15 protein-coding genes are annotated in these 17,271 nt (G+C 62.2%); 4 read left to right on the plus strand and 11 right to left on the minus strand.

What is annotated here, in order from left to right:
• Nucleotides 1-79: 79 nt before the first annotated feature.
• Both CQ14_RS01260 and CQ14_RS01265 read right to left on the minus strand, forming a co-directional pair.
• Nucleotides 80-907, minus strand: coding sequence for an AraC family transcriptional regulator (locus CQ14_RS01260; RefSeq protein WP_057856140.1), 828 nt, complete (start codon nt 905-907; stop codon nt 80-82).
• 129 nt (nt 908-1,036) lie between these two features.
• A complete protein-coding gene (locus tag CQ14_RS01265; RefSeq protein ID WP_057856141.1) occupies nt 1,037-2,287 on the minus strand; it encodes an ABC transporter substrate-binding protein in 1,251 nt (416 codons plus the stop codon).
• A gap of 332 nt (nt 2,288-2,619) precedes the next feature.
• Between CQ14_RS01265 and CQ14_RS01270 the strand changes: the two genes are divergently transcribed.
• Nucleotides 2,620-3,471, plus strand: coding sequence for a DUF2066 domain-containing protein (locus CQ14_RS01270; RefSeq protein WP_245320104.1), 852 nt, complete (start codon nt 2,620-2,622; stop codon nt 3,469-3,471).
• A 43-nt stretch (nt 3,472-3,514) separates the two neighbouring features.
• On the opposite strand, the gene CQ14_RS01275 is transcribed toward CQ14_RS01270, so the two are convergent.
• From CQ14_RS01275 to CQ14_RS01285, 3 genes are all read right to left on the minus strand, one after another.
• Complete coding sequence (locus CQ14_RS01275; protein WP_082649641.1) at nt 3,515-4,951, minus strand: MATE family efflux transporter; 1,437 nt, start codon at nt 4,949-4,951, stop codon at nt 3,515-3,517.
• Nucleotides 4,948-5,952 (minus strand): alpha/beta fold hydrolase, encoded by a 1,005-nt coding sequence (locus CQ14_RS01280; protein ID WP_057856173.1) that lies wholly within the window; start codon nt 5,950-5,952, stop codon nt 4,948-4,950. The genes CQ14_RS01275 and CQ14_RS01280 overlap by 4 nt, the downstream gene beginning before the upstream one ends.
• 126 nt (nt 5,953-6,078) lie before the next feature.
• Entirely contained in the window at nt 6,079-7,014 is a 936-nt protein-coding gene (locus CQ14_RS01285; RefSeq protein WP_057856143.1) for an NmrA family NAD(P)-binding protein, read from the minus strand.
• A gap of 103 nt (nt 7,015-7,117) precedes the next feature.
• On the opposite strand from CQ14_RS01285, the gene CQ14_RS01290 reads away from it, so the two are divergent.
• On the plus strand, nt 7,118-7,753 hold the full coding sequence (locus CQ14_RS01290; protein ID WP_063800273.1) for a TetR/AcrR family transcriptional regulator: 636 nt from the start codon (nt 7,118-7,120) through the stop codon (nt 7,751-7,753).
• A 127-nt stretch (nt 7,754-7,880) separates the two neighbouring features.
• The gene (locus tag CQ14_RS01295) at nt 7,881-8,648 is read left to right on the plus strand and encodes an SDR family oxidoreductase (RefSeq protein ID WP_057856175.1); all 768 of its coding nucleotides are present in this window, start codon (nt 7,881-7,883) and stop codon (nt 8,646-8,648) included.
• A 111-nt stretch (nt 8,649-8,759) separates the two neighbouring features.
• Here the strand turns inward: CQ14_RS01295 and CQ14_RS01300 are convergent, their stop codons facing one another.
• The 4 genes from CQ14_RS01300 to CQ14_RS01315 form a co-directional block, all read right to left on the minus strand.
• Nucleotides 8,760-9,734: a TRAP transporter substrate-binding protein gene (locus CQ14_RS01300; protein WP_057856144.1), complete on the minus strand. Its 975-nt coding sequence runs from the start codon at nt 9,732-9,734 to the stop codon at nt 8,760-8,762.
• Between the two features lie 13 nt (nt 9,735-9,747).
• The gene (locus tag CQ14_RS01305) at nt 9,748-11,055 is read right to left on the minus strand and encodes a TRAP transporter large permease (protein ID WP_057856145.1); all 1,308 of its coding nucleotides are present in this window, start codon (nt 11,053-11,055) and stop codon (nt 9,748-9,750) included.
• Between the two features lies 1 nt (nt 11,056).
• Nucleotides 11,057-11,602: a TRAP transporter small permease gene (locus tag CQ14_RS01310; RefSeq protein WP_057856146.1), complete on the minus strand. Its 546-nt coding sequence runs from the start codon at nt 11,600-11,602 to the stop codon at nt 11,057-11,059.
• Nucleotides 11,603-11,847: 245 nt separating this feature from the next.
• Nucleotides 11,848-12,366 (minus strand): GNAT family N-acetyltransferase, encoded by a 519-nt coding sequence (locus tag CQ14_RS01315; RefSeq protein WP_057856147.1) that lies wholly within the window; start codon nt 12,364-12,366, stop codon nt 11,848-11,850.
• 118 nt (nt 12,367-12,484) lie between these two features.
• On the opposite strand from CQ14_RS01315, the gene CQ14_RS01320 reads away from it, so the two are divergent.
• Nucleotides 12,485-14,677, plus strand: coding sequence for a DUF3141 domain-containing protein (locus tag CQ14_RS01320; protein WP_057856148.1), 2,193 nt, complete (start codon nt 12,485-12,487; stop codon nt 14,675-14,677).
• A 28-nt stretch (nt 14,678-14,705) separates the two neighbouring features.
• On the opposite strand, the gene CQ14_RS01325 is transcribed toward CQ14_RS01320, so the two are convergent.
• Nucleotides 14,706-15,554: a formate/nitrite transporter family protein gene (locus tag CQ14_RS01325; RefSeq protein WP_057856149.1), complete on the minus strand. Its 849-nt coding sequence runs from the start codon at nt 15,552-15,554 to the stop codon at nt 14,706-14,708.
• Between the two features lie 115 nt (nt 15,555-15,669).
• A complete protein-coding gene (locus tag CQ14_RS01330; RefSeq protein ID WP_057856150.1) occupies nt 15,670-17,271 on the minus strand; it encodes an aspartate:alanine exchanger family transporter in 1,602 nt (533 codons plus the stop codon).

A 17,271-nucleotide genomic window follows, 5' to 3' on the forward strand; every position in this document is an offset into this window, starting at 1 on the left:
GGCTCGCGTTTTGAGGACCATCCTAATGGGGCCGCGGAGCTTGCACTTGATTGTCAGTATCTTTTCGCGCGCTCTGCGCTCAGGGGCGCAAGACTTTGGCGGCGCGGCGGTATTCGGTCGGCGCCATCCCGACATTGGCGGCGAAGAAACGGGTGAAGCCGCTCTGGGAGGAGAAGCCGAGATCGAAGCCGATATCGGCGATCGGCACCTCGGTCGCGACGAGTGCGTCCAGCGCCTGTTCCATGATCAGTGTATTGAGATAGAGGTTCGGGGTGACGCCGGTCTGGGTGCGGAACAGCCGGTAGAAGTGCGGGCGCGACAGCCCGGAGGCCCGCGCGATCGAATCCAGTTCGATCTCCGCGCCCGGGCTTTCCGACATCAGCTTGATGGATTTGCGGACGCGAAAGTCGGTGATGGCACTGGCGGTGCGCGTCTCCTGCACCGGCTCGGAACTCTGCCAGCTTTCCTCATAGCAACCGTCGATCAACTGCCTGAGTTCACTATCGAGGGTGCTTAGCGATGGTGCGCCGCAGACCAGCGCCGCGGTTCGCCGAATATGCCTGTCGAGGGCGACCGTGCGCTTGAAACAGGTGTGGCCGAACCGCAGGCCGTGAGCCCGTGCCGCGTCGGGGGCAAACCATTCGGCATTGACGTAGAGCACGAAGAAGATCGCGCCGTTCTCCACATCGGTTGGGACAAAATTGTGTGGTTCCCAGGGGTTGATGGCAACAATGGAATCTTCTGCAAGAAGCCATCGCTCATCGCACACATCAATGCGCGCCGGCGTTCCACCGACATGAAAAATCAGGTGCCCTTCGCGATGCGCATGCATGTTGAAGGGGCGGTTCAACTGATAGACCGTCGCGCGACCGAACCGGCCGTGGAAGACGGCGAGAGCCTTGCTCATGCCTTCCCTCCCGCGGGATGTTCTTGTCTTTTGGAACCAGCGTTCAACATCCGCCGCGAGAATGCAAGGGAAGATCACGTCCAGGTTCGGGCCCCGGCGTCGCCGGAGCCCGTTCGCAAATGCGAAGAGTCAGTACTTCTTACACTCCGGAACCGTCCGGCTCGGAAGCCCGATCTTGGAGAACACCGCAGGATCATAGCCGAGCGTCTGGTTCACGTTCGGAATCACCTTCACCACCTTGCTGAACAGAGCGCCCTTGCCGTCATCCACCACCTCGGTGACGAAGTTGGTGCCGATGGCCTGGCGGTTGGAGTCGAGCTTGATCTTGCCATTGGGCGCATCGAGCTCGATCTTGGCAAGCGCTTCTCTGTATTTCGCCTGGTTGTTGCTGAGATCGCCGTTCACCTGACGCAGTGCCAGGATCAGCGCCATCGTCGAGCCGTAATAATTGGTGGCGAGCAGCGAGGGGCTGGGGAAACGCTTGTTGGGCGGGAAGGCGTCTTGGTAGGCCTTCACGAACTTCTGCCAACCCGGATCCTCCCAGGTGTCGGCCTGGCCGCTCGCGGCAATGGTGCCGAGCAGAGCGTTCTTGGCATTGCCCTTGGCGGAGAGGATGGTCTGGTCGACCATGATCGAGCCGCCCATCAGATGCGCCTTGCCGCCGGCTTGCTGATACTGGTTCAGGAAGTTGACAGCGTCGGCACCGCCAAGGCCGAGATAGATCGCGTCGACATCATCCGGCAGGGCGGCAATGACGGAGGCAAAGTCCTTGGTGCCGAGCGGCACCCATTGCCGGTTGGTGATCTGTCCGCCGGCGCCGCAGAACTCGAGCACGAGCCCGAACACCTGCGTGTAGATGAACGAATAGTCTTCGCCGACCGTTGCGATCTTCCTGTAGCCCTTGGTCTCATAGGCGTATTTGCCAAGCCCGACCTGCCATTGGGCGCCATCCATGTTGTAACGGAAGAAGTTCGGCGCCGGGTCGACGAAGGTGGTTTCCTGCGCGCCGGAAGCGGCGTTGATGAAGGTCAGCTCCGGCCGGGTCTTGGCAAAATTCTTGACTGCGATGCCTTCATCGCCGGACAAGGGTGAAAGCAGGATCTGGACCTTGTCCTGCTCGATCAGCTTGCGTACGGCGCGAACCGCTGAATCGGGCGTGGCGTCCGTCGAGGCGATGATGAATTCGAGTTCCTTGTCGCCGACCTTCTTGCCGAGCGTGTTGATGGCCGTCTGATGTCCGCGTATGCCGTCTTCGCCGAGCACGGTATAGGTGCCTTCGAGTGTCGCGGTAACGCCGACCTTGATCTTCTCTTGAGCTAAGGCGGCGCCGGAAAGCAACAGGCTGCTCAGCGCGACCAGGCCCGCACAGCTTTTAAACATCGAACCCCTCCCTTGTATCGTCAGTTTTTGTATCTTCAGGTCGTTCCAAACTCGCCATGCCGTGAACGGCCGATTGCTTGATCGTGCAGCCGGAATGCATGGCGACCGGGACCGACGGGCGAAAACTAACTGATGACGGAGGCAGAGCGCTCAGCTTCACCTGCCACAACTTGACCGGTAGTCTCATTTTGCATGTTGCGCCGCGACGAGGTTTTGCAGTGATGGAGGGCGGCGATTGAAGGTGGCGGACTGCAAAGATGACGCAATAAGTCCCTGATTTCACTGATGGGCAGCGCTGTTTGGAAGGTTGGGGTTTCCGAGGATACGAACGAATGCCCAAAAGCAAACACATGACCGAAGAGAACAGCATCCCCGAACGGAACCGCGCGATTGTCAGGACATTTCTTGCAGCCGTCTTGATCTGGTGTGCCGGCGGCATGGCCGCCGCGGGCGCCGAGCTTTATCGCACGAAGGTCACCGTGACAGGGCAGGGCGAAGCGAACCGCATCGCCGGCTTCGCGACATGTCTGGAAGACGTCCTCATCAAGGTATCCGGCGCGCAGAAACTCGCCGGTGATCGGCGATTGGCACCCTACAAATCGAAAGCAAAGGATTTTGTCACGACCTTCAGCTATCGCGATCAATTCCTTGGCAAACCCATTCGCGATGAGCAGGGCACCCGTGATCGGCCCTACGACCTGACGGTCGATTTTGAGGAAAGCAAGATCGATGAAATTCTCAAGAAGCTCGGCCTCAAGCCCTGGCTGTCACACCGTCCGGTGCTTGCGGTCTTTGTCGCGATGGAGCAAGGCCCAAGGAACTACATCGTGACCATTGATGGAGCCCTGTCCGACCTGCAGCGCGACGCCTTGCTCGCCGCGGCTGACAAGCGCGGCATGCTTATCGTGCTGCCCGGCGGGGCGGCATTGGCGAAATCGAACATCAATGGCGAGACGCTCGGGACGATGCCATTGTCGGCGCTTGCGCCTGTTGCAGCCGAGCAGGACGCGGAGGCGGTTCTGATCGGGCGACTGGTCTGGGATGACCGGCAACTCGGCTGGACCACGCAATGGCAGATCGATTGGGCCGGCCAGACGCACCGCTGGCAGGTTCGCGGCGTGACGTTCGATGAAGCCTTCCGGCGCGGCATCGGCGGTGCGGCGCAGATATTGTCCGGGCAGTAGCGGCCCGAGCAGCCGCTTGCGTTACGGTGATCCGCGCCGGGGATTATCTTGAGGTCTGACCGGCGGGCCCCCATCCACGGAGCCAAAGTGCGGATGCGACGATGCCGCCGGAAATCAGCGAGCCCGCGGCCACGGCGATGAAGAGCTCGCGCAATCCTCCGCCAATGTAGGCGACGACGATCCAGCCTAGCCCCGCGGCGACGATCAGCCGGACCGTTCCTCCGAGAACCGGCCACATCACACGGCCTGCCCCTTGGCCTGCGAAATAGAGCAGCATCCCGAGGCCGACGACGCCGTAGAACGGCGCGACGATGCGGAAATAGGTCGAGCCGGCGGCGAGAACCTCGGGCTCGGTGCTGAACAGCGCCAGCCAGGCGTGTGGAAATATCGTCACGACAAGTCCGAGCAATTCGGTGACAGCGGCCGCAAACAACGCGGCAACCCATGCGATGCGCTCCGCCCTTCCGATCTGGCCTGCTCCGATATTTACCCCGACCATGGTGAGCGCGGCGCTGCCCAGCGCGAACAGCAGCGGAATCTGGATGTAATCCAGCCGCGAGGCGATGCCGTAGCCTGCGATGGCGTCAGTGCCGAACAGCCCGACGGCGCCGGTGACGAGGACGACGGTGAGATTGGACTGGATGGTGCCGATCGCCGACAACCCGCCGACGCCAAGAATATTGCCGAATAGCCGCCACTTGACGAGCCGCACGTCGAAGGGCAGGCGCAACGAGGTCCGTGCCGAGCGCATGTAGGCGATCAACACGAGTGCGCCAACGAGATAATAGACGATGACGGCGACGCCGGCTCCCGTTACGCCGAGCCGCGGAAAGGGGCCCCAGCCGAAGATCAAGGCCGGCGAAAGCGGAAGCAGCACGAACACGCCCAGCAGAGTGATGGCAGCGGGCGCAACCGTGTTGCCTGCGCCGCGTAGGGCTGCTGCCAGAAGGCTGACGATCCAGACCAGGACCGCGCCGGAGAAGATGACGTGGCCATATTCGAGGGCCGCGCCGAGCGCTCCGGCCTGACCGCCGAGCAACCGGTAGACCGCCTCGCCAAACAGCCATTCGGCGCCGGCAAAGACGATGCCGAACGCAATGGCGAGAACGAGTGCGTTCAATGCGAGTGCCTCGGCCTCGGCCATATGGCCCGCGCCGATCGCGCGCGCGATCGCCGATGCCACGCCGCCGCCGATGCCGCCGTTCGACATCATCTGCATCAGCATGAAGATGGGAAACACCAGCGTGACACCCGCCAGGGCTTCCGTGCCGAGGAAGCTGACGAAATAGGTCTCCGCGATCCCGACAAAGGTTTGCACGATCATGACGACGAGCGTCGGCAAAGCGAGCTTCAGAAGCGTCGGCAGAACCGGCCCGTCGAGCATCGCCTTCTTGACGTTCACCGCGTCGCTTTCTTTCCGGCCGCCGGCCACGGCTACCGCTCGCGGCAAGGACGGCTGTTGGGAGGACAGGGTCGTCATGATCGGCTCGGCAGGTCTCGAATGAACTCCACCAGCGCGGCGCTGACCTCGTTCGGCCGCTCCTGCTGGGTCCAGTGGCCGCAGCCCGGAAGCATCTGAATCTTGCGCAGGCCGGGAACGAAATTCTTCTGGCTGGCGAGCAACTGGTCCGTGCCGGGAAAGGAGAGCAGGAAGTCGCGATCGCCTGCGATGTAGAGCGCTGGTACAGTCACCTGCAGGCCGGCGATCGCGCCGGTGATTTCCCAGTTGCGATCGATGTTGCGGTAGTAGTTGAGCGCGCCGCGAAAGCCGGTTCGCTTGAACTCCTCGCCGTAAAAGTCGATGTCGCTTTCGTTGAGCCAGGATGGCAGAGTCTTGGGCGCGCCGGGTCCCTGCAGAAATCCGCCGCCCTTCGGCACCATGCTGAGGTTTAGCGCAGGTCCGCCGGCGGCGACGGCCGCGCGGGCCGCGGCTACGCCATCGCCGGATGCGCCGAACAGCATGTTGCGAATGGTCGCGCGCGGATCGCGTCCCAGCTCCGCTTCGGCCGGGCCGGGCTCCATGAAATAGAGCTGATAGAATTGCGCAGTCTCCGTGCGCGGCATGAGGCTGGTCGGCAGCGCCTTGCCGCGCGGGCGGAACGGGACGCTGAGCGCCGCGACCGCCCTGAAGCGGTCGGGACGCATCAGCGCCGCCTGCCAGGCGATGCTGGCGCCCCAATCATGACCGACGATGACGGCCGTCGCTGCGCCCAAAACATCGAGAATGCCGACCATGTCGCCGACGAGATGCAGGATTGTGTACTGGTCGATCGCCTCCGGCGCGTCGCTCTTGCCGTAACCGCGCAAGTCGGGCGCGACTACGTGGAAGCCGGCGGCGGCCAGCGCGTCGATCTGATGCCGCCAGGAGAACCATGACTCGGGGAAACCGTGCACCAGCAGCACCAGCGGTCCTTCGCCCTGTTCGGCAATGTTGAGACGGATGCCGTTGCACTCGATGATCCGTTGCGTCGTTTTGCTCATTTTTCCATCCCGTTCCGATGTTGCCGCGAATGCACTTGACGCGATCGCGTCAGGTGCAACTCGCAGCGCGAGCGGCGCCAATGCCGCGGTCAGTAGCTGGCGTCTGTTCATGATGTTTCCTCCGGCTCAAGCCTGCGCACGGGCGGCCACCGGCGGCGCCGCCAGTTCGGACTGCTGCTCGCGGACGAATTGCTCGAACGTCTTCGGCCTGGCGCCGCCGATTTTCTCGATCGTGTCGGTCACGGCAAATCGCGCGGCTTCCGCCGAAAGGCTGGCGGCGCGGAGCGATTTCCAGAGCGAGGACAGATGCTCGACCGCATGCGCGTTCCAGCCGCGCGCGAGCACCTCGCTACGCCACTGCTCGTCGGTAATCTCCTCGTAGTGCACGTCCCTGTCGAAGACACGCGCGAAGGCTTCGACGATTTCCCTGATGGAGTTGGTGCTGCCGATGACGGGATATGCGGTGCCGGCCGCCCGCTCGTGACCCGTGAGCAGGCCGACCGCGATCCGCGAAACATCTTCGGCTGCGATCAGCGGAAGGATGGTATTTTCATGGCCCAGCGGCAGGCGGATGGCGCCGCGCGCCGGCAGGCTTGCGCCAACGAGGCGCGCCACGTTCTCGTAAAATACGGTGGCGCGGATATGCAGCGGACCGACGCCGGCCCATTCAAAAACCTGTTCGGAGAGATAGTTCTGCCGCATGCGCGGTGTCGGCGCGTCGATCGACGACCAATACATCACGAGATTGACGAGCCGGGAAACGCCATGCTTGCGCGCCGCAAAGGCCATCGCGGCGGTCGCGTCCGCCAGTCCCTCCTGGACCGGATAGGCGAAGTAGATCGACGAGACGCCACCGGCGGCCTGTTCGACAGAACGGACGTCAAGGAAATCGCCGACGACAATTTCGGCGCCGAGCGACTTCAAGCGATCGGAGCGTTCGTCGCTCTGGCGCACGAAAGCGCGGACGCGAGCGCCGCGTTTGAGCAGCATTTCGGAAACATGCCGGCCGGTCCTGCCCTGCAGGCCGCCCGCCGCCGAAGTTACGAGGATTGGTTTCGTCATCGCGCCGATCCTTTACTGTCGTAGTGGGTTCTGGTACTAGTAAGTACCACGAAGTTCGATATATGGTACCACGTGGTACCAAGTCAAGCGGGATTTGATACCGATGAGTCCAAGGACGAAACCGCGCGAGGAAGAAGCCGACGGGGCCGCCGTCCGGAAGAGGATTCTCGGCGCGGCTATGGCGGCGTTCATGGAGGGCGGCTACGCGCAGACCAGCACGCTGGAGATTGCGACGCGTGCGCGCGTTTCGAAACGCGAGCTTTATTCGCTGTTCGGCAACAAGGAAGCGATGCTGGTCGCCTGCATCACCGAGCGCGCCCAGCGATTGAAGGCGCCGGCCGATCTGCCCGAGCTGCGCGACAGGGAAACCCTGGCCAACGTACTGACCGCTTTTGGAACGAAGCTTCTGACCGAGACGACCGATCCGGTGGTCGTCGCCGTGTTCCGGTTGGCGATATCGGAAACCGTGCATGCCCCTAAGGTTGCGCAGGCGCTGGAATCGATCGCGCGCAAGCCCACCCGCGATTCACTCTGCGCGATCATGGCCAAGGCAAGGTCAGCGGGGCTTTGCGATGGCGATCCTGCCGTGATGACCGAACAATTCCTGGGGCTGCTCTGGCGTGACCTGATGACGGGCCTGTTGCTTCAGGCCGCCGATCGGCCGAGCGACGGCGAAATCGCGCGACGGGCGCGAGAGGCGACGACCGGGTTTCTAAGTATCTATCCGAAGCCCAGGTAACATCATCCGTCATCGCCGGCTGGTGGATCATGTGATCTCGAATGATCAGCCGTTTTGGCTTGACCGCGGTGTGCGGTATTTCTACGTCCATTCGGATCACCCACCCGCACATGGAGAAGGTCACGCCGTGGCATTTGAACTGTTCAATCTCGCCGGCAAGCGAGCGCTCGTCACCGGATCGTCCCAGGGGATCGGGCTCGCCATCGCGCGCGGGCTCGCCGAACACGGTGCCGCCGTCGTCCTGAACGGACGGGAGCGCAACAAGCTCGAGGCCGCCGCTGCGAGCCTGACCGCAGCCGGACATAGGGTTGCCGTCGCCGGCTTTGACGTGACCGTCGCCGAAGATGTCCGCGAAGGCGTTGCCACGATCGAACGGACGAACGGGCCGATCGATATTCTCGTCAACAACGCCGGCATGCAGTTCCGCACCCCGCTGGAGGATTTTCCCGCGGAGAAATGGGAGCAACTGCTCAGAACCAATGTCTCGAGCGCCTTCTATGTCGGTCAGGCCGTTGCGCGCCATATGATCCCGCGCGGAAAGGGCAAGATCATCAACATCGCTTCCGTTCAGAGCGAGTTGGCGCGGCCGGGCATTGCCCCGTACACCGCCACCAAGGGAGCGATCAAGAACCTCACCCGCGGCATGTGCGCCGATTGGGCGAGGCACGGGCTGCAGATCAACGCCATCGCGCCGGGCTACTTCAAGACGCCGCTGAACCAGGCGCTGGTCGACGATCCCGCCTTTTCAGCGTGGCTGGAGAAACGGACGCCGGCCTCGCGCTGGGGCAATGTCGACGAACTGATCGGTGCCGCCGTTTTCCTGTCGGGAGATGCGTCGTCGTTTGTCAACGGGCATACGCTGTATGTCGACGGCGGCATCACGACTTGTCTTTGATTGCTAGCGTGTCGGCGAAGTTTCGAGGACTTCGTTTCCCCGTTAACGCGCGCCTCCGGGAAAGAATAGGGCCCGGCAACCGAATGCCGGGCCCTGCCAGATAACGATAGCCTACTTCTTGTAGGCGGCGATCACGGCTTCGCCATCGGCCCCGGACTTCTTGAGCCAATCGGCGGTCAATTGCTCGCCGATCTTCTCGAGGCCGGACTTCAGCGCGGGCGGCGGCGGCAGCACCTTCATCTTGTTGGCCTGAAGCTGTTCGAGATACCACTTCGCCTTTTCTTCCGCGAGCTTCCAGCCGCGTTCTTCTGCGACTGCCGCGGCCTTGAGGATCGCGTCCTGGGTCGGCTTGTCGAGCGCGTCGAACGCCGCCTTGTTCACGAAGGTGACGTTCTTCGGAATCCAGGCCTGCGTATCGTAGAAGTGCGTCATGGTTTCCCAGGACTTGCTGTCGTAACCGGTCGAGCCCGAGGTCATGAACGCGTTCACGACGCCGGTCGCCAGCGCCTGCGGCAGTTCGGCGGCCTGGATGGTGACGGGCTGCGCACCGACAAGCTCGGCGATGCGCGAGGTGCCGACATTATACGCCCGCCACTTCAGCCCCTTCATATCCTCGACGGTGTTGAGGTCCTTCTTAGCATAAATGCCCTGCGGTCCCCACGGCACCGCGAACAGCAGCATGAGGCCCTGCGAGGCGAGCTTCTTTTCGATCGCGGGTTTCGAGGCGAGCCAGAGCTTCTTGGCTGCCGGATAGCTCGTCGACAGGAACGGGATGACGTCGATGCCGAACATCGGATCTTCGTTCTCATGCAGCGAGATCAGGACCTCGCCCGCCTGCGCCTGTCCGGTCGCGACCGCGCGCTTGATTTCCGGCGCCTTGAACAGCGATGCCGCGGGATGCACGGTGATCTGCAGCTTGTTGCCGGTGGCGTCGGCAACGTCCTTGGCAAATGCGATCAGGTTAACCGAATGCGGATTGTCCGCCGGATAGGCCGCGGGAAGATTCCATTTTGTCTGCGCCATTGCGGGAACGGCGAGCGCCGCGACGCAGGCGGCCAACGCGCAGGTCTTTATAAGTTTGAACATGACAATCCTTTCTCTAGCCAGGGAACGCTATCTGCGGCAGCACCATCACGATGGAAGGAAAGACCGTGATGATCGCAACCGCCAGAACGAGCAAGAAGAAGAACGGCAGGGCGGCCTTGGCAACCGTGTTGGAATCCTTGCCGCTCATGGTCTGCAGGACGAACAGGTTGAAGCCGACGGGCGGAGAGACTTCCGCCATCTCCACCACCAGCACCAGGAAAATGCCGAACCAGACCAGATCGAAGCCGGCCTGCTTCACCATCGGAATGACGATGGCGGTGGTCAGCACGATCATGGAGATGCCGTCGAGCGCCGTGCCGAGCACGATGTACATCACGGTGAGCGCCGCGATCAGGGCATAGGGGCTGAGCTGGAGGCTGTTCACCCAGTTCGCGAGCGCCAGGGGAATGCCGGTATAGGCCATCGACGTGCCCATGTAGGAGGCGCCCGCCAGGATCAGCAGGATCATGCAGTTGACGCGCGTCGCGCCCATGACGCTGGCCCAGAACGATTCCCAGCTCAGCGCGCCTTGCCACCATGCGATCGCGAGCGAGCCCAGCACGCCCCAGGCCGCGCATTCCGTCGCCGTCGCCCAGCCCATCAATAGCGACAGAAAGACGAAGATGATCAGAAGCAGGCAGGGAATGAGATTGAGCGATTCCGAAATACGCCTGCGAAGGGTCATGGCCGGTTCGGCCGGCGGCGTACGGTTCGGATTGGCGAGCGACCAGATCGCGATGTAGCCGGAATAGAGCGCCATCACCAGCAGGCCCGGCAGGAATCCGGCGAGGAACACCTGAATGATGGAGACGTTCGCCTGCACGGCGTAGACCACCATGGTGATCGACGGCGGGATCAGGATGCCGAGCGTGCCTGCACCGGCGAGAGATCCCAAGCTCAAGTCTTCGTCATAGCCGCGCTTCTTCAATTCGGGCAGCGCGATCTTGGCAACCGTCGCGCAGGTCGCGGCTGACGATCCCGACACCGAACCGAACACGCCGCAGGCCAGCACATTGACGTGCATGAGCCGGCCCGGCAGCCAGTTCAGCCACGGCGCAAATCCGCGGAACATTTCCTCCGACAGGCGCGTGCGAAACAGGATTTCGCCCATCCAGATGAAGAGCGGCAACGCGGCGAGCGACCATGATGCGCTGTTGCCCCATACGGTGGTCGCCAGCACGCTGCCGGCTGGAATGTTGCCTCCGGCGAATTGCATGCCGGCCCATCCCGTCGCCATCAGGGCGACGGCGATCCAGACGCCGGCGCCGAGCAGCAGCGCGAGAAAGCCGAGCAGGATGGCGGCGATGGAGAGCAGCTCCATGTCAGACCCCGCTCTGCATGGCGCGCTCGACGATCTCCTCGGCGCTCTGCGGCTTCGGCAATTCGTAGCGCGGCGCATTGCCGCGCAGCACATGGATCAGCTCATCCACGAAGGCGATGAAGAGAACCACGAGGCCGCCGCTATAGCCGAGTTGCGGAATCCACAGCGGCACCGCGATCACGCCTTGCGAAATGTCGGAGAATTTCCACGACTGCCACGTCATGATCGCCGCGTGCCAGGCGAAAAAGCCGATGAAGCCGACGCCGACGACCAGCGCGACGATCTCGACATAATGGCGGACCTTGTCGCTGAGGCGGTCGATCAGCAGGCCGACGCGGATCATCTCGCCATGCTTGAACGTGTGCGCGAGCCCGAGGAAGGCCGTCGCCGCCATGCACCAGGAGATGAAATCATCGCCCGCCGGAATATTGATGCCAAGCGGCCGGCCGGCCGACAGCAGCATCATCAGCACGAAAATCGCAATGAGGAAAAGTCCGGCGAGGTAGCCGGAAAAAAGGTAGAGCCGATCAAGAAACACGCGGATCATATTCAGGTCCTTACCCCCCTCGCACGCCTATCGCCCGGAAGCAATAGACGTACCAATTCCCGTAGCCGTTCCCTTCCGGAAGGGCCTGCCGATCCTGGCCGAGCCGAAAGCGGATGGCTGAAAATCAGTCCCCAGAAGAGGGGGCAGGTTTTCGGAGTTGCGCGAGGACGTCAAGGCGGGAGCGGGCAAATCCTGCGGATACGGTCGCGGGAAGGGCAGCCCGCGTTCGGTGGGTTACGGAGCGTTCAGAGTGTGAACGCGAGATGCACAACCTGTGGGTCGCTGCCGCGGCGGGCCTGGAAGCCGAATTTGCTGAACACCTTTCGCATCGCGGCGTTCTCGGGCAGCACCTCGGCGATCAGTTCCTTCAGTTCTGCCTTGCGGGCGATGACGGCGAGATGACGCATCAGCAGCGTGCCGATGCCCTGGCCCTGATAGTCGTCGATGACGACAAAGGCGATCTCGGCCTTGCCGGGTTCAATGACGATGTAACGCCCGCCGCCGACGATGACCTTGCGTCCGTCTTCCTCGGCAAGCGCGACCAGGGCGACGTGATCGGCAAAGTCGATGTTCATGAAGAAGGCAATCTCCTTCTCCGAGAAACCGCGCTTCGCCACGAAGAAGCGGCGTTGCAGCGACTGTGTCCCGGTGCGGCCAATGGCCGCCAGCATGTCGTCCTTGTCATCAGGCCGCAACGCGCGGATTTCGATCCCGCGGCCGTCACGCAAGCGTTCGGTAGCGGAGTAATTTTCGCGTGCTGTCATCGAACTTCCTCCCGGCCCAAGCAAGGACGGCGAGCGCGCGGGCGGGATTGACCTAAATCAAAGTCCGCCGGGTCCGGACCGCCTTCTATCCGACCCTGCCGGTAGAAGGATCTACATCATGACTTTGGAAAAACCGGAACTGCCGGGCGGTGCAATGTCCGGGCTCGTTGCCAAGGCGGTCGAATATATGATGGATGCAGGACAGCGCAGCGTGCTGTTCCTCGACATCATGCGCCAGCGTGGCGATCAGTACCGAGACCATGTCGCCCAAACCGCGCCGCATGTCCTGAGCTACGCCGCGGAACTGATCATCGACGGTCGGAAACTCGATCAGCCCGTCAACTACGCGCTGGTGCGCATCATCCCGCCCAAGGGCGTGGAGATAGACCTCAAGCGCCGTCCCTTCATCGTAGTCGACCCGCGTGCCGGTCACGGTCCCGGCATCGGCGGCTTCAAGGCTGACAGCGAGATCGGCGTCGCCATGAAGGCTGGCCATCCCTGCTACTTCATCGGATTCCTGCCGGAGCCGATGCCGGGCCAGACGATCGAGCGGATCGCACGCGCCGAAGCGATCTTCATCGAAAAGGTGATCGAGCGACATCCCGAGGCCGATGGCAAGCCGTGCGTGATCGGCAACTGCCAGGCCGGCTGGGCCGTGATGATCCTTGCTTCGCTGCGGCCGGAACTGTTCGGCCCGCTGATCATTGCGGGCGCGCCGCTGGCCTATTGGGCCGGCGTCCACGGCAAATACCCGATGCGCTATTCGGGCGGCCTGCTGGGCGGAAGCTGGCTCACGGCACTTACCAGCGATCTCGGCGCCGGGAAGTTCGACGGCGCCTGGCTGGTGCAGAATTTCGAGAACCAGAATCCTTCGAACACGCTTTGGACCAAGCAGTACAATGTTTATTCCAAGGTCGATACCGAGGCCGACCGCTATCTCGAGTTCGAGCGCTGGTGGGGCGGTCACGTCAATCTGAACGCCGAAGAAATCCAGTTCATCGTCGATGAACTCTTCATCGGCAACAATCTGGCCGCCGGCCGGGTCAAGATGTCTGATGGAACCGCGGTCGACCTCCGCAATATCCGATCGCCGATCGTGGTATTCTGCTCCAAGGGCGACAACATCACGCCCCCGCAGCAGGCACTTGACTGGATTCTCGACCTCTATGCCAACGTCGATGAGATCAGGGCCTACGGGCAGACCATCGTCTACACGGTGCATGAGACGATAGGACATCTCGGCATCTTCGTTTCCGGAGGCGTCGCCAAGAAGGAACACGCGGAGTTCTCCAGCAATATCGACCTGATCGACGTGCTGCCGCCCGGCCTTTATGAGGCGACATTCGAGGCGAGAGGGGCCGACACGACCAATGAAGACCTTGCAGTCGGGCAATGGGTCATGCGCTGCGAGGCACGCACGCTCGACGATATCAGGGCGATGGGAGGGAATTCGCCGGAGGACGAGCGCCGCTTCGAAACCGCCAAGCGCGTCTCGGAGAGGAACCTCGAGGCTTACCGGAAGTACGTGCAGCCATGGGTCAAATCGATGGTCACGCCGCAGCTGGCGGAGATGATGCGGAACTGGCATCCGCTCCGGCTGCAATACGAGGCGTTCAGCAGCAAGAACCCGTTCATGACGGCGGTGGAGAACGCGGCCGAGAAGGCGCGCGATGAGCGCAAGCCGGTCGACGACGACAATCCCTTCTTCGCCCTCCAGGAAAAGGTATCGAAGCAGATCGTCAGCTCGCTCGATCAGTGGCGCGACCAGCAGGAAGCGCTCAGCGAAGCGATGTTCCTGGCCATCTATGGTTCGCCGGCATTGCAAACCGCTGTTGGCGTCGACCCGCAATCCACGCCCTCGCGCCTTCGCGAGATGGACCCGAAGCACCGCGAGCGTCTGCAGGCACGCATCGCGGAACTGAAATCGAAAATCGGCACCGGTGGCCTCAGGGAAGCCGGCCTCCGCGCGTTGCTCTATGTCGGATCGGCCCGCGGCATGGTCGACGAACGCAGCCTCGAGGCGCTGCGGCGGATTCGCCAGGCCGACGAGTCGGCGCGGCTCACGCTCGCCGAGTTCAAGATGCTGGTACGCGAGCAGTTCTTCATGCTGTTGATCGATCGGGACGCCGCACTTGCCGCCATTCCAAAACTCCTGCCCAACAACAAGGACGAGCGCCGCAAGGCCTTTGCGGCGATCCAGGAGGTGCTGTCGGCCAGTGCCGAAATCTCGGGCGAGGTGGCAAAGCGCCTGAAAGAGGTGGCCGGACTTTTCGGGCTCGATGAGGGGCATACGGCAAAGAAGGCATCATAGAGGCGGAACGCTGAGGACGAACCCGTCCTCAGCGTTGCTTCGCTGCCCGGTAGATCATCCAATAAACGAAGCCGACCAGACCGGATCCGCCGACGATGTTTCCGAGCGTCACGGGCACTAAATTGTGCACGATTCCCGCGAGCGTTATTGACGAGGCGTCAAAGCCGGCCGGTACGCCGCCGGTTTGCGTCAGCAGCCAAGCCAACGGCAGGAAATACATGTTGGCGACGCAGTGCTCGAATCCCGCAGCGATGAAGGCGGAGATCGGCAATAAGAGCGCGACAATCTTGTCGGTGACCGACCGCCCCGCATAGGCCAACCATACAGCCAGGCAAACCAGCAAATTGCATAGAATACCTTTGACAAACAGGGTGAAGGTATCTGGTTGAATTTTCGCCACAGCAGTATTCAGTATCGACAGACCGATGCGGCCGCCGTTCATATCGAGATGATGAGAAAAGAACACCAGCAAGACCAGGCCAAGCGCACCGGCTAGGTTGCCGAAATACACGGTGATCCAGTTGGCAAGCATCTCCTTCATTGACACGCTACCGCTCGCCCAGGCCATGACGATCAGGTTGTTGCCCGTGAAAAGCTCGGCCCCTCCCACCAGAACCAGTGCCAGCCCCAACGAGAACACGAATCCACCCAGGACCCGTGTTGTCGCGAAACCGAGCTCGGCATCGCTGGCAACGATCGTATAGTACAGGGCGCCCAACCCGATGCTACCACCCGCAATAACCGCCAGCATGAAGGAAGCCAGGAACGGGAGCCTTGTCTTCTTGACGCCGACCTTCTCGATTGCCTCCTTGATCTCGGCCGCGCTGTAGGCGTTCAGGCTAAAGAGGGGCGGTTGTTGTGCCTCTTTATCCGACATGCTGTCTCTCCTGTTCCCACTGCTCGCCGCCGTGAGCGAGGAGCGCGTTCGGCAAGGTGGGCGAGTGCCGTCGGCTGAGTTCAGCGACGCACGGCCGTTCGATTTCGGCCGCCGCTCAGTTGGCGCTGTTTGCCACCGTCAGAAGGCCGACGATCTGTATCGCGATCACCTTCACCAGCGTCATTGACGGGAAGATCATGGCGTAACCGATGTCGGGCCGCTCGGTCGGGGCCATTTTGGTCGAGTAGACGAGGATGGCGGGGTTGCCCGTGGCTCCCGAAGCCACGCCGACGAGATCGTCATAGGGAATTCGCATGACGTAATGACCAACCAGCAGAACGATGGCTACCGTGGTGAGGAGAACAGCGACGCCAATGAACAGCATGGTGAAGCCGGATTCGGCGACGGTGCGGACAAAGGGTTGGCCGGCGTTGACGCCGACGGTAGCAAGAAACATCGCAAGGCCGAAGTTTCGCAGCACGATGTTGGCCGGAAGCGGCATGGTCCAGAGCATGGGCCCGGTGCGGCGCAATTTTCCAAGAATGAGCGCAACGATGAGTGGCCCGCCGCCGATACCCAGGGTCACGATGCCCACGCCCGGAATCGGGATCGGAACCAGGCCGAGCAGAACGCCGAGCACCATCCCGAGCCCGAGGGACACGTAGCTGAATTCGGCGGTCGCCTTGATGCTATCGCCAAAGTGCTTGCGGATGTCTTCCTTGCGATCCGGCGGCGTCAATACGCCGACCCGATCGCCAAATTCGAGCATCAGGTCGGGCGAAGGCACGAGGTCGGCATCATAGCGGCGAACGTGCAGCAGATGCGCCGGAACGCCCGATGGCATCGGGAGGCTGGAAAGCGGGATGCCCACCACGCTTGCCTTGCCGACGAAGACCCTGATGTAGTCCAGGTCGGCGCGGTCGCTGGCCAGCCGGCCCGGTTCGAGTTTTCCGAGCCCGGCCGCGGCGTTCGCAATTGCATCCTGGCTGTCGGCCACGACCAGCACCGCATCGCCGGCGGACAGAACCGTCCCATCCGTGGGAACGATATTCTGTCCCGCCTTGCGGACCATCGTCACCTGGACACCCTTAAGAAACTCCTTGCTCAATTCACCGAGCGTGCGGCCGGCAAAGCCCGCGCCGATGGAAATCTCGCCCATGTGAAAGCGCTGCACCTTCGCGGGAAATTTCGGCTGCACCAATCGTGTCATGAAATAGATGCACAGAATGGGGCCGATGACGCCGAACGGATACGCAATCGAATATCCAATCGACGGGTCCTTGGTCTTGGTGACGTCAAGGGCAGCCTGCAGCGTTGCCGTGCTCGTCATCGATCCGGCATAGATGCCCAGTGTGTGACCGATCTTGACGCCGAAGATCTGTCCGAGGCCGAGCGCCATGCCGAGGCCTGCCAGGCACGCTACCAGCGCAAGCAGATTGTATTTTTGCCCGGAGCCGACCATGCCTTCAAAGAACTGTTTGCCGTAGAGAATTCCGATGCCGTAAAGGAACATGATCAGGCCGGTAAGACCGATGGGACCTGTGATCTGGGCTTTCGGTGCGAATGCACCGATGGCGAGGCCAACGAACAGCACGGCGCCCACACCGAGCGAGAAGCCGCCGATATTGATCTGGCCGACGAGATAGCCGACCCCGATCGCGAGGAATGCCGTCAGGATCGGCTGGCTTCCGATAATGTCGCGGGCAAGGTCCAACAT

It is taken from the genome of Bradyrhizobium lablabi, from assembly GCF_001440475.1.
Classification (GTDB): Bacteria; Pseudomonadota; Alphaproteobacteria; order Rhizobiales; family Xanthobacteraceae; genus Bradyrhizobium; species Bradyrhizobium lablabi.